11 protein-coding genes are annotated in these 13,237 nt (G+C 68.3%); 4 read left to right on the top strand and 7 right to left on the bottom strand.

Annotation, left to right across the window (positions count from 1 at the left end; translation table 11 throughout):
• Positions 1–204 precede the first annotated feature (204 nt).
• The 3 genes from MZC64_RS39875 to MZC64_RS39865 form a co-directional block, all read right to left on the bottom strand.
• On the bottom strand, positions 205–2,361 hold the full coding sequence (locus MZC64_RS39875) for a bifunctional diguanylate cyclase/phosphodiesterase (protein ID WP_247764125.1): 2,157 nt from the start codon (positions 2,359–2,361) through the stop codon (positions 205–207).
• A gap of 179 nt (positions 2,362–2,540) precedes the next feature.
• A complete protein-coding gene (locus MZC64_RS39870) occupies positions 2,541–3,386 on the bottom strand; it encodes an NAD(P)H-binding protein (RefSeq protein ID WP_247764126.1) in 846 nt (281 codons plus the stop codon).
• Complete coding sequence (locus MZC64_RS39865) at positions 3,379–3,807, bottom strand: nuclear transport factor 2 family protein (protein ID WP_247764127.1); 429 nt, start codon at positions 3,805–3,807, stop codon at positions 3,379–3,381. Before MZC64_RS39865 ends, MZC64_RS39870 begins: the two co-directional genes overlap by 8 nt.
• Positions 3,808–3,878: 71 nt before the next feature.
• On the opposite strand from MZC64_RS39865, the gene MZC64_RS39860 reads away from it, so the two are divergent.
• On the top strand, positions 3,879–4,481 hold the full coding sequence (locus MZC64_RS39860; protein ID WP_247764128.1) for a TetR/AcrR family transcriptional regulator: 603 nt from the start codon (positions 3,879–3,881) through the stop codon (positions 4,479–4,481).
• Here MZC64_RS39860 and MZC64_RS49225 read toward each other — a convergent pair.
• Positions 4,469–4,735: a DUF397 domain-containing protein gene (locus tag MZC64_RS49225; protein WP_374205853.1), complete on the bottom strand. Its 267-nt coding sequence runs from the start codon at positions 4,733–4,735 to the stop codon at positions 4,469–4,471. The two genes, MZC64_RS39860 and MZC64_RS49225, sit on opposite strands and share 13 nt — an antisense overlap.
• A 205-nt stretch (positions 4,736–4,940) precedes the next feature.
• A complete protein-coding gene (locus MZC64_RS39855; RefSeq protein WP_247764129.1) occupies positions 4,941–5,801 on the bottom strand; it encodes a helix-turn-helix transcriptional regulator in 861 nt (286 codons plus the stop codon).
• Between the two features lie 284 nt (positions 5,802–6,085).
• On the opposite strand from MZC64_RS39855, the gene MZC64_RS39850 reads away from it, so the two are divergent.
• Positions 6,086–7,648, top strand: coding sequence for a hypothetical protein (locus MZC64_RS39850; RefSeq protein ID WP_247764130.1), 1,563 nt, complete (start codon positions 6,086–6,088; stop codon positions 7,646–7,648).
• A gap of 29 nt (positions 7,649–7,677) precedes the next feature.
• Here the strand turns inward: MZC64_RS39850 and MZC64_RS39845 are convergent, their stop codons facing one another.
• Positions 7,678–9,825, bottom strand: a complete 2,148-nt coding sequence (locus MZC64_RS39845; RefSeq protein WP_247764131.1) for a tetratricopeptide repeat protein — start codon at positions 9,823–9,825, stop codon at positions 7,678–7,680.
• Between the two features lie 734 nt (positions 9,826–10,559).
• On the opposite strand from MZC64_RS39845, the gene MZC64_RS39840 reads away from it, so the two are divergent.
• The gene (locus MZC64_RS39840; protein WP_247764270.1) at positions 10,560–11,483 is read left to right on the top strand and encodes a zinc metalloprotease; all 924 of its coding nucleotides are present in this window, start codon (positions 10,560–10,562) and stop codon (positions 11,481–11,483) included.
• Between the two features lie 142 nt (positions 11,484–11,625).
• Positions 11,626–12,054, top strand: coding sequence for a nitroreductase family deazaflavin-dependent oxidoreductase (locus tag MZC64_RS39835; protein ID WP_247764132.1), 429 nt, complete (start codon positions 11,626–11,628; stop codon positions 12,052–12,054).
• A 1-nt stretch (position 12,055) separates the two neighbouring features.
• Here the strand turns inward: MZC64_RS39835 and MZC64_RS39830 are convergent, their stop codons facing one another.
• On the bottom strand, positions 12,056–13,108 hold the full coding sequence (locus MZC64_RS39830) for a phosphotransferase (protein WP_247764133.1): 1,053 nt from the start codon (positions 13,106–13,108) through the stop codon (positions 12,056–12,058).
• Between the last annotated feature and the right edge of the window lie 129 nt (positions 13,109–13,237).

The following is a 13,237-nucleotide window of genomic DNA, read 5'->3' as shown; positions in this document are numbered from 1 at the left end:
GGGGGTGGGGTGGGCGGCGTGGTTGACCGTAAACGTTTTCGGTCGGGGCGGCCAGAGCCGATCGGCGGAGTTGGGGCGGGTTCGGGCGGCGCGGCGCGGGCAAGGCGGGGTGCAGCGCGGCGAGGGACGGACGGGGGCGAGGGCGCGGCGTGCGGCAGGGCGCGTGCTGCGCGGGCGGGTGCGGTGCGGGCGAGGCTGGGGTGGTCAGTCCGTGGGGTCGGCGGCCAGGTCGGCGGTGAAGAGGTCACCGGTGGCTGATTCGGCGCCGACCGCGCGCCACCAGTCCGCCTGGGTCTGCGTGTGCACGCCGTCGACCAGCACCGTGGCGCCGGCCAGCTGAGCGGTGGCGACCAGTTCGCGCAGGGCCTTGCTGGTCAGCGAGGCGGGCTGGGCCGCCTGGCGGGCGACCAGGGAGCGGGACACCCGGACCGCGCTGACCGGCAGGTCTTCCAGGTACTCGATCTCGCCGGTGGCCGAGCCGAAATCGTCCAGGGTGATGCGGACGCCGGAGTCGGCCAGATCGGTGAGGTTGTCCACAGCCATGGGTGAGGCCAGGGCGGCCACCGGGATGCCGAGACGGAGTTGTTCGCTGGGCAGGCCGGTGTCGTTGACCACCTGTTGCACCACGCAGGTGAAGTCGGGTTCGACGACCTGGGTCGGGGTGAGGCTGACCAGCAGCGGTTGTTCCCGGCCGGAGCGCTGCACCCGGCGGCGGTTGCGTTCGGCGGCGGCCTGCAGCAGCCAGGAACCCAGCGGCACGATCAGGCCGGTGGACTCGGCCAGGGCCCGGCAGCGGTCGTGGTCGAGCGGGCCGAATTCGGGGCTGTCCCAGTGCAATAGGGCTTCCAGGCCGAGTAGTTCCTGGTCGGCCAGGCGGACCACGGGGCGGTGGCGGAGCTGGACCTCGCCGTTCTCCCAGGCGCCAGCCATCGCGCCGGCGATGCGGAAGTCGTCCCGGTCGGCGCAGTCCTTGCCCTGGTCGAACATGGCCCACTGGCGGTGGCCGGTGCGCTTGACCCGGCGCAGGGTCAGATCCGCCGTGCGCATCAGGTCGATCGCGCTGATGCCGGGGCGCGGCTGGTGCACCACGCCGATGGTGGCCGAGACGGCGACGCCGGTGGTGTCGTTGAGGTAGACCGGTTCGGACAGCTCCTCGTCGATCCGCCGCACCATGGTGAGCACCTTCGGGGTGTTCGCCGAGTTGCGCACCAGCACCGCGAACTCGTCGCCGCCGAGGCGGGCGATGATCGTCTCCTCGCCCTCGAAGATGGTGAGCAGCCGATCGGCCACGATCCGCAGCAGCCGGTCGCCGACCTCGGCGCCGTAGCCGTTGTTGATCGCGGCGAAGGCGTCCAGGTCGAGGTGGTACAGGGTGACGCCGGTGGCCGGGTCGGCCCGGCGCAGCATGGTCTCGGCCGCGGTGCTGAAGTACTGGCGGTTGGGCAGCGTGGTCACCATGTCGTGCAGCGACTGCCGGTTCAGCGTCTTCTGCAGCGCGGTGACCTGGGTGTCGTCCGCGATCACGGTGACGAGCCTGCCCGGCTCCTGGCCCGCACTGGGCTGCAGCGAGACGCTCAGCAGCGCCCACAGCGGCTCCTCCTCCTTGTGCAGCATGCGTTTCCGCTGCTGCCGGAGCCGGTCCACCCGGCCGGCGCGCAGATCGGCGCAGGCGTTGCGCAGCGAGGCCCGCTCATCCGGCGCGACCAGGTCGAACAGGGTCAGCTCGGTGAGTTCCTCCGCGGTGTAGCCCAGCAGCTCGTGCACGGCGGTGTTGGTCTTGAGGAAGGCGCCGTCCAGGTCGGTGATGGCGATGCCGCTGGCCGAGCAGCGGAAGACCTCCTCCAGCCGGGCGTCGCTGTCCTTGCGCTGCCGCTCGGCGTCGTTGGCCGCCTTGAACAGCGCCCGGTTCAGCGCCTCCTGCTGCTGGAAGATGAAGGCGCGGAACGCCTCCAGGTAGCCAGAGGTGAGCGCGGCCAGCACCATCACCACGCGGTCGGTGAGCTTGTTGACCCGGCGCAGGCTGGGCAGCGCGAGCAGGGCCCGGCCGAGCACGTCGACACTGCGCTCCAGGCTCTCCGGCCCGACGCAGTTGAGCGCGACCAGCTCCGCGCCGACCGGTGCGGCAGGCGCGGGGAGGAAGGGCTCGGCCCGCACGGTGCCGACCAGGATGTCCACCAGGGCCTGCAATCGCTGCTCCACCTCGGGGTGGGAGAGCGGGATGTAGGCGGTGGTGCTGACCAGGTACGCCCACTTCCTGGCAAGTTTCTCCCGCTCACGAGGATTATCGGCTGGGGAGCCGCCCTGATGAGCTGACACCGGGCGCCGCGGCGCCGGGAGGTCTTCCGGGAGTGGCAGTGTCATGGTTGCTGGCCTGTTTGTGCGCGGTAGTCGGGGGTCCACGTGCACGTCGGGAGTGCAAGGCACGGCGACTGGGAAGCCTACCGACGCCAGCCCGGAGTCGGCTAGCTACGGTCCGTTCCTGATCGGCTGGCTTCACACCCGGCAACTATTACCGTCCGCAAGCTTTTTACCACTCCGCGTCACCCGTTTGCCGGTACCTGTCCGGCCGTCGCGCCCAGCAGCACCGCGCGAAGGGAGCAGGGCTGGCGTCCGGTCAGCCGCCGCACGGTGTCGGTGACCCGGTCCTCCGAGCCCTGCCGGATGCCCTCGTCCAGTCCGGCCAGCAGGGCGGCGAAGTCCGGCGGGTAACCAGCGGCGATGTGACGCTGGGTGAGTTCGGTCACCGAGACCGCGTGGTGCCGGGCCGGCACGCCGAGTTCGGTCCAGATCGCGGCCGCGTCGGCGTAGCTGAGCGCTTCCGGCCCGGTGAGCACCAGTTCGGTGTTCAGCGCCTGCTCGGCCAGCAGCGCGTGCTCGGCCACCGCGGCGATGTCCCCGGCGTCGATGAAGCCCACCCGCCCGGCGCCGGTCGCGCTGACCAGTTCACCCTTTTCGCGCAACCCCACGGCAAGCGGGTGATCACCGAGGAAGTTCTGCATGAACCAGGACGGCCGCAGCACTGTCCACTCCGGACACTCGCGGCGCACCAGCGCGTGCAACTCCCCCAGCGCCGGCGCGCCCTCGGGCACCGCGGAGGAGCTGAGCAGCACCACCCGTGCCAGCCCCGCGGCCAGTGCGGTGCGCAGGAACTCCGTCACCAGCGGCAGCGGCTCGGCCACGCCCGGCGGCGCGACCAGGTACATCCGCCGCACGCCGGCGACCGCGGCGGCGTGCGTGCCCGGATCGGCCCAGTCGAAGCGAACCTGGTTGGCGGCACTGGGATTCCGGCTGGCCGCGCGCACCTGGAGCCCGGCCGCGAGCAGCCGCCGGACCAGCCTGCTACCGGTGGTCCCGGTGGCGCCGGTGACCAGGATCGGCTCAGCCACGGGCGCTCCCGGGCAGGGTCACCGCGCCGTCGAGCAGTCCGGCCAGCGCGGCCGGGCTCCAGTAGTCGCGGTAGGTGTGGATCTCGCCGTCGCGGATGGTCAGCACCGCGACATAGCCGAGCCGGTAGGGCAGGCCGCTGGCCACCACGAACCCGGCCGCCTCCAGCTCCACGACCAGCACCTCCGGGTCGGTGGTCTCGTGCACCCGGACGCTCGGGAACTCCCGGATGTCCAGGATCTCCGGGTAGTCCCGCAGGTACTCCCACACCCGGTCCCGCCCCTCGATCCGGCGCGGCGCGCCCGGCGCGGCGAACGGGAACTCCATGATCCCCTCCGGCGCCCAGAGCTTGACGAAGGCGGCCATGTCCTTGGCCAGCAACAACTCCAGCGCGTGCGCGAAGGTCTGCCGTGGTGTTCGCATGCTCACTCCTCAGATTGGACGGAACGGTCCCGTCCCGACGTCAATATAGCCGGGACGGTACCGTTCCGTCCATGATCCCCCGTCGCACCCCCACCGGCGCCGCCGTGCTCCAGCCCCAGGTCACCGCCGCGATCACCGAGGCGGCCCTGGACGAGCTGGCCGAGGCCGGTTACGGCCGGCTGTCCATGGAGGCGGTGGCCAAGCGCGCCGGGGTGGGCAAGAGCGCGCTGTACCGGCGCTGGCCCGCCAAGCAGGACATGGTGCTGGCGGTGGTCGCCGAACTGAGCGTGCCGATGGCCGCCACCCCGGACACGGGCTCGCTGCGCGGTGACCTGCTGGCCGCACTGAACGCGGTCCGGGACTGGCTGACCCACCCGCGCTTCGCCCGGATCGTGCCGGACCTGATCGCCGAATCGGCCCGCCGCCCGGAACTGGGCGCGGCCATGGCCGAACTGCTCGGCGAACCCAGGCGGGCCAGGGGCGCGGTGGTGCTGCGGCGGGCGATCGAACGCGGCGAACTACCCGCGGACACCGATCTGGAACTGGCCCTGGACCTGATCGCGGCGCCGGTGTTCTGGCGACTAGTGGCGCGACGAGCACCCCAGGAGGAGGGCTACCTGGAAGCCGTGGTCGATTTCTTGCTGCGCGGACTGGGTACGAGTCAGCGCGGCTGATCCGGGCGAACCCCACCCCGACCGCACTCTGGGATCCGCCCGGCCACCACACTACCCAAGAACGAGGACCAGCTGTCAGCGGAGAACGTCAATCGGGCGCCACCGCGGTTACGCGAGGTGCGCACGTGGACGATGTCGTCTCCGGCGGCCACCTCGACACACTGCCCGTGGCCATCCGGGCTCCGCGAACTTTTTATCCAGACCAGGCCAGCAGGATCATCCTCGACAACCCGTGCTGATGTTCGCCGATCCACTCTGCCCCCCTCGAACGATCGCGGACAGCAGGTCCGGACCCGATCACCGTTTTCGATGGTAACCACTCCGCACGAAGCCCCCTACCGCCGACCGAGGGAGAAACCACGCCAACAATAGGCCGTTCGGGACAATTCGCTACCCCAATCGGCCAGCAACAACTCCTCGGCGCATGCCGGCACGCCCTTGGAGCCATGATCGTCAGCACTAAGAGAAAGACTCCGCGATCACCCTGTCGATGATCTCATCCAGCTCTCCCTCAGCAGAAGCAAGGGTTTCCAACTCGACGAACAGTTCGACATACTTACTGTTTTCTTCCGGGTTGTTCTGAATGATCAGCGTGTCCCCACTGGAGGATTCCAGATAGATGGCATGATCCTGACCCTCCTCATCGAACTCGTAGACGATGAAGGACCCCTTCATGCCGACGTGCGCACCCTTGTCGAACCCGACAACCTGGATTCTGACCTGAGGAAGGCGATTCATCTCCTTGAGCTTCAGCAGCTGCTTCCGCATAACCTCCTTTCCGCCGACGGCGCGGCGCAAGACCGCCTCATCCAATACATAGAAGATCCTTGCCCCGTTCTCGAAGAAACGTTCCTGACGCTCCATGCGAACCCGGACAGCACGCTCAATAATATCAGGATTGTCCCGATCATAAAGGCCGATGATCTCACGCGCGTACTCTTCGATCTGCAGCAACCCAGGAACCAGCAGCGACTGAAATTGTCGCGTCACCGAAGCCGACGACTCCAGTCCGATCAAGAAAAAGAAGGCTGGCCGGAAATGTGGTCGATGCTTGTCCCACCACACCTGCTTCCGGCTCGCCTTGGCGATCTCGACCAACTCAACGACCGCCTCGTCCTTCACCTCATAGAAGGCAAGCAGCGCCTTGAGGTCGGTCGTCGAGATGCCAACCGCTCCGGTCTCAATCCGGATGACCTTGCTCGGGGACCAATCGAGCCCCTCGGCCACCGCCTTCTGAGTCACCCCCGCCGCCTCACGCGCCCGGCGTAGCTCGCTCCGGAGCCGCCGCTGGTAAGCGACAGGGCTGCCGCCTGCTGTCATGTCTCGTCTCCCAAGGTCTGACACGGACCGATCTGCTAGGTAGCAGATAGCTAGTCCGCTGTACGCATGTTCCCATTTTGCCCCCCAGCCTCTAGACTTCTAGCCAGAAGGTGGCAATCGTAACGCAACTACGCTGACTGGCACCAAGCGCCCCAGCGCTTCAACTCTTCTAGTCGGGTGATCAGGTGGGGACACGGCGAAGATCCACGAGAGGGCAAGGCGGTGGCCGGCCTGACACGCGGTGGGTGCTGTGCGTGTTCCGCACCCACACCACGCTGGATCGGATGATCGACATCCTGCCGATCTTCGACAACGACCACCGGATCACCTTGCACGCGGTCATCGAGCCCGGCTCGGATCACGCCTCCGGACTGGCTGCCGCGCTCGAAGCCCAGGGCCTCAAGGTGATCAGCTATGAAGAGGCCGTCCAGGCTCGCTACGACCTGGTGCTGGCGGCGCACTGCGGCACTGGTCTCGCCGCGTTCAACGGACCGGTGGCAGTGGTGTCCCACGGCGCCGGCTTCGCCCGGATCCTGCCGACCCGGACTGGCAACCGCGTCGAAGCCGTGGGGCTGTCGCAGCGGGAACTCACCTTGGGCGACCGCGTAGTGCCCGCCAGAATCTTCCTGTCGCATGAAGAACAGATCGGACGGCTGGCCTCGGCCTGCCCGATGGCTGTCGACCGGGCCGTGGTGATCGGTGACCCGACTCTGGACACGATCGAGAACAACAGGGTTCGTAGGGAATGGATCCGCCGGTGGCTGGGGGTGCAGGAACGGCAGCAACTGGTGCTGATCTCCTCGACCTGGGGCGAGAACTGCGCGGAGGCCACCGAGCCCGAGGTGGCGAGCAAGCTGCTCGCCCAACTGCCATCGGACGAGTACCGGGTCGCGATGGTCCTGCACCACAACGTGTGGCGGAAGTACGGCGAGCTTGCGATCAAGACCAGGTTCCGGAATGCGCTCGACGCTGGACTGCTGCTCATCCCGGGGCATGCGGGCTGGCGCGGAGCCCTGGCCGCGGCGGATCTGGTGGTCGGCGACCACGGTTCGGTGTCGGTCTACGCCGCCGCGCTGGGCATCCGCTTCCTCGCGGTGGGCGGCAACCGGGCCGAGGCGGATCCACGTTCGCCGAACTTTGCCCTGTTTGATGTCCGGATACCGCTCGACCTGGCCGGTGACGTGCGCACACAGGTGGAGACGGGGGTGCCACCCGCCAATGTGTCCGCAGCGCAGGAAATCGCCGACCACATCATCGGCAATCGCGGCCGAGCCCGGCAGACGCTGTGGAAGGCCCTCTACGGCATGCTGGACCTGGCGCCGCAGAGCGAACGCCTCCGCGACCACCCGGTCCCTGACCCGGTGCCGTTGCCCACTCCGGGTATCTCTGCCTACCGGATGACCGCCGGGCTCTACGAAGCAACCGCGACCACCGGTCGCATCGTGCTCGAACGGTATCCCGCTGCAGTCGGCCAGCACCGGTGGTTCGAGGGTGGTGACGACTCCTTCTTGGTGATCTCGGACGAGGTGGTCGACAGGCACTTCCGGCAACAAGCCGAGATCGTAGTGCGGGAAACACCGCAGCCGCGGTCTGCGGCGATGCACTGGACGAACAGCCCGCACCACCGGGCATGCATGGTGATGGCCGCGGCCACCGCCGGCGGCAGCATCGTGCGCCTGTTCGCCGGCGCCGGCTGGCTGTTCGAGGTGAACGCGACGCCGCTGATCGCCGCCGCCGCGGTCTACGCTTGGCGCCGGTCGAACCGCAGCTGCCACCCGGCGCTGAAGCTGGGTGTCCGGTGGGGTGGCATGGCTGAGGAGGCCATTGAGGTCCGGCTGCTCAGCTAGCCGCGGCGCTCGTTCTGACCTCACCACACTCAGTCGCTCGCCCGGGTGCCCCGAACCAGCCAGTCGCGGACAACGGCCAGCCTCGGGCTCCCGGTTTCCTGGTACAACTCGGCAAGTCGCCGCGCCGAACTCTCGAACAGCTTCGGGTCCGTGTCCTGTTCGGCGACCTCGACCAGTGTCTCCAGCGCCAGCGCCTCCTTGATCGGCTGAGCGCGATCTCTGGTTACGGCCACCGCCTGGATGAGCGCGCTTCGCGCCTCCGCGGTGCGGCGCAGTTTTCCGTAGGCACTGCCCAGGACAACGCGAACTCGGGCCGCCAGCATGTCGTCGCCGAGTTCCTGACTGTCACGCAACGCATCGAGCAACAGTGGTACTGCTTGGGCCGCCCGTCCACTGCGGGCCACCACATCGCCGAGGTGATACGCCTGGATAGCAGCGCCCCGGAGTTCGCCGATCTTCTGATAGATCCGCCGAGCGGCGCGGAACTCCTTGCCGGCCCGGCCGTAACTCCCTTCATCGCGGTACAACAGGCCGCGCGACTCGGTGACGACCGCCCTAGTCCGTGGGTCCTCGGCGTCGCGGGCGACCGCCCAGGCCCGTTCCAGCTCCGCTCCGGCCCGGTCAAAATCGCTCAGCCCCAGGTAAGCCCGGGCGAGCTGGTTGCGCATCCGCACTTCGACCGTCTGATCTTCGCATTCCTGCGCGGCGATAACGCCGAGCTGATGCGTCTCGATCCAATCCGCGTAGTGCTTGTGGCTGTCGTAGAGCGCCCACAGCGCTTCACATAGCTGCCAGACGTGTTCATGCCAGAGCCGTCTTGCCGCGATGCGACAGGCGCCGAGCAGATTGCTACGTTCCAGCTCGAACCAGGTCATCGCCGAGGCAGGGCTAAACGAGATCGGCCACCGGCTCACGTCGATTTCTGCGCAGCGCCAGCGATTTTTTCCCAACACGGCGCGATCTGCGGCTGCGGCTCCGGTCAGGTACCAGGAAATCACCGCACGCTGACCGGTGGCGACCTCGTCCACTGATTCCTCACGTTCCAGCCATCGTCGCGCGTGCAGCAGCACCAGATCGTGCAGCCGATAGCGTTCGAGGCCACGTTCCTCGACCAGGTTCGACTCACGCAGGATGGCGAGAAGTTCCGCGGCCACCTCCTCGGTCACCCCGAAAGCGACCGCCACCGCCGGCAGGTCAAAATCAAGACCAGGCAACAAAGCCAGCCGCCGATAGCCGCGGCGAATCGGCTCCGGCAGATCCAGGTACACCGCGTCAAACACGAGTTCCACCTGGTGGTCTTCGGTCATGGCGAGCCGACTGAGCCGGAAGCGTTCGTCGGCCAGTTCACGCACTAGTCGATCAACCGGCCAACGCGGGCGTTGCGCCAGTCGCGCGCCAGCAATGCGCAGCGCGAGCGGCAACCCGCCGCACTGCCGCGCCAGTTCGCGCAGCGCCACGGTTTCGGTGTGCGCGCGGGCCGCGGGCAACATGTGCACAACCAGCGCTGAGGCGTCTTCGTGACCCAGCGGCGGGATTTCCAGCAGTGTCGCGCCGTCCATCAACAGACCGCTGAGCCTGCTGCGGCTGGTCACGATCACCGCACTCGCTGCCGAACCGGGCAGCAGCGGCCGCACCTGGGCAGCCTGATCGACGTTGTCCAGCAGCACCAGCATGGGCGAAGCGGCGGTTCGGGTGCGGAACAACGCGGCACGTTCCGCGAGGTCGGCCGGGATGTAGTCATCGTGCACGCCCATTGCCCGGATGAAGGCACCGAGCACATCGCTGACCTCGACGCTCCCCCGCTGCCGGTAGGCGGCCAGGTCGGCGTAGAGCTGTCCGCCAGCGAATTCGGCACTGTGCCGTCGTGCCCAGTGCAGGCCGACCGCGGTTTTGCCGACCCCGCCCATGCCACTGACCACCACGACGCCGGGACGATCCCGATCGCCGCCGAGGAGCAAGTCGGAAAGTCGCCGCAACTCGGGTTCCCGGTTGACGAACCCATGTGGTCCCGGCGGTAGTTGCCTCGGTGGCGCGAAGACCGGCGCCTGGGCAGTGATCACAAGGCCGCCAATGCTGTTCGCCTGGATGACCGTGCCATGGACTGGTCCGGACATCCGGTTGTCGGTGGCTGGATCTGACGTCCGTCGATCATGGCCATCGTCCGCTACCGACTTCATCGCCCGGCTCTCCACCGGGATTCCCCAGGCCGACCAGCTGGTCGGGCACACACGGCATCTCGGCCTCCCAGGGTGGCGTCACCGAGTTCAGAGCCGAAAGTACGGCATTTCACCTCTACTGCATGTGGCCCGAAGGGGTGCCGCGACAAATACCGCCCATCCAGGCTGACCTGCCGGTCTGTGGTTGCTGAGGGTGACACCGGGCCGGGCAGTTCCATCGCACTGCTCCTCCCTCCGTACCGCTGTCCGCTTCATCATTCGGGAACGGGCGTGACCGTCGTTACCGGTTCGTAGACCTTCCACCCGATCGCCCGGCGAAGCTCGGCCGTTTGCCCGGCACTGCCGACTACGGGACTCACCGACTGGTTGATCGTGGTCAGAGTTCGGTTCGAACGGGGTGCGGAGCAGACGGCGTTGAAGCGGTGGTGCTTCGGCGGGCGCTGCAGGAGGAGGGCTACCTGGACTCGGTGGTCGAGTTCTTGGTACGCGGACTGGGCGCGAGCATTTCCGACTGACCGGCTTCCATCAGAACTCTGGGTAATTTCCCATCGGATTCACCTGGCATGCAATACCAATGGGAGCCGCGATTCATTATCGCGTGAAATATTCGGGCGGCCCGATATCCCTCTTTGGTGACGGATTCTCATGCCATCAGGGGAGTGACCGCGGGTGTCACCCCGATCACTGTTGGTGTGCACGGTCATGAATCCTGCGGGAAAGGGGATGTCGTGGGTATGTTCAGGAAGCTCGGGCGCGGCGTGGCTTTGTCCGGGTTGCTGGTGACCTGTCTCGCACTACCGGCAGGCCCGCTGGCCAGCGCGGATGTCGGCCAGGACTGCGTGGTTCGGGCCGCATCGGAATCCGCGGTCGTCGCGCCGGATGACCCCAACGTGCTCACTCTCGACGAGGCCGCCGCCGTGGAACGGGACCTCCAGCAGCGCATCCGCACCAACCCGGCGCCGAGGTCAACCTCCGGCGCGTTCACCGTCCCGGTTTACTGGAATGTTCTCTACGATCAGAACAATCCGGCCGACGGCAATTACCCGGACTCGGTTATCACGCAGACGATCAACGTGATGAACTCCTTCTTCCAGCAGGTCCGGCTGTCGTTCCAGGTGCAGAAAGTCCGGCGTATTCCGGTCAGCCACGCCGTGCTGCACGGCGTGGCTGACGACAACGCGGTGGAGGCCCAGCTCAAGACGCAGTACCGCACCGGTGGCGTGCGCACGCTCAACATCTACTCGGTCGGGACCAACCCGAGCCACAACCTGGCCGGCTGGGCCACCTTCCCCTGGGACTACCGGACCCGTGCCCAGGACGACGGCATCGTGATGGACTACAACTACCTGCCGGGCGGTCGCGCCACCGGCTTCAACACCGGCAAGATCATGGTGCACGAGGTCGGTCACTGGGTGGGGCTGCTGCACACCTTCCAGGGCGGCTGCACCGGCGGTGACTACGTCGATGACACGGCGCCGGAGGCGACCGCGGCGAGCGGGTGCCCTACCGGCCGGAACACCTGTTCTGCCGCGGGAAACGATCCGATCGACAACATGATGGACTACAGCAACGACGCGTGCCGGGTCCGCTTCACCAACGGCCAGTACAACCGGATGGCCCAGGCGCTGTACCAGCTCCGCGCCATCAACCTGTACTGACGCACCCCGTTCTCGGCGCACCCGTCCGGTCCGCGCAGGGCCGGGCGGGTGTCGTGCGGACTTTCCACGGCCCCGCTGGCGTTGATCCACGGCGAGGACGCCCGATGAGTCACGGCGCCCAGTGAGTCAGAAGGAGCCGAGGGTGAGCGCGGAGCCGATCGACAGCCCGACGGGGTGGGTCCGGGAGCACATCGACCGGTACGTCTCCTCCGACGGCGTCCAGGGGCATGAGTGGAACGGCACCACCACGTTGCTGCTGACCACCACCGGGCGGCGCAGTGGGGAGCCGCGACGGACGGCGCTGATCTACCAGCGGTTCGGGGCGGACTACGTGGTGGTGGCCGCCCAGGGCGGGGCGCCAACGCATCCGGCGTGGTACCTGAACCTCCAGGCGCGGCCGGAGGTCCAGGTGCAGGTGGCCGGGGACCGGTTCACCGCGCGGGCGCGGACCGCCGACGAGGCGGAGCGGGCGCGGTTGTGGCCGGTGATGACCGAGGCCTGGCCGGACTACGACCAGTACCAGACCCGGACCTCGCGGCGGATTCCGGTGGTGGTGCTGGAGCGGGTCTGAGTCACCAGCCCGGTCCGGTGAGCAGGCGGTGCACATGGGTCTTGTGCATCGGGTCGTACAGGTCGAACTGCTCGACCAGGCCGGGGCCGCGGCGGCCGTCCAGCAGGACCTCGCGGATCACCTCGATCAGCGGCGGCACGGTCCTGGTCAGCAGCAGCGGCATCAGCAGTTGCTCCTGACCCTCGGCCAGGAGGTTGTTGCGCACCGCGCAGTCCAGGAACTGGGCCAGGGCGCGGCGCTGGGCGGTCTCGCCGACCCGGACCCTGGCGGCGGTGTCGGCCAGCGCGGCCAGGTCGAGCAGCGGGTCGCCGGCGTGCAGGGCGCCGAAGTCGAGCAGGCCCAGCACCTGCGGGTCGCGGCCGCCGGAGAGCACGAACTGCTTGGCGCACAGGCTGCCGTGCACCGCCGCGGCCACCTGGCGCGGGCGGATGGCGGCCATCAGGCCCTCGGCGGCCACCACGCCGCGCAGCATGGCCGCGCAGGCCCGGCCCCAGTCGTCGGTGCGATGCGCGGCCACCGGCAGCAGTTCGCTCCTGGCCTGCTCCACCGCGCGCCGCCAGTCCGCGGGCTCGGGCCGGATCACCGCGGCCAGCGCGGTGACCAGGTGCGCCGGGATCTCGTCCAGGCTGGCGCGCAGCCGCAAACCGGCCCGGACCACCGCGACGATCTGGTCCTGGCCTGCGTGGTTGGGCACCGCGCCCTTGAGCATGGGGGTCAGCTCGCAGGCCAGGTCGTCCCGCCAGGTGACGGTGCCGCCGTCGGCGGCGGTCACCGGGTTGGGTGCGGGCACACCGTGCCGTCGGCAGTGCGCCATCACCTTCTGCCGTAAGGGATACATCGCCGGGGCCACCTGCTCAGCCGGATCCAGCCGGATCTTGAGCACATGCGGGTGGCTGCGGGCGTGCACCAGCCAGGAATCGCCAGTGGTCCGGCCCAGCCAGTCGGTGAGGGGGTTGAGTGGGACCCGGGCCCACTCCGGACCCCAGCCCCTGGTCAGCGCCGCGCGGACCCAGTCGGCGTCGATGCGGGTGCGAGTGTCGAGCTTCTGCGTCAAGGGGGCCTCCGCCATTTCACACGGTCGAGCCTGGTTCCAGCCCCCGAATGGCGGATACGGGGGATGTTGGTGACAGTCTGACGCTGAATCCGCGTCTCCGCCATCCACAGGGCGACCGATGCGTGCGCC

Origin of the sequence: Crossiella sp. S99.2, assembly GCF_023094165.1 — a bacterium.
Classification (GTDB): domain Bacteria; phylum Actinomycetota; class Actinomycetes; order Mycobacteriales; family Pseudonocardiaceae; genus Crossiella.
Note: the sequence above shows the minus strand (reverse complement) of the source record. Positions and strands in the feature narration are given on the sequence as shown.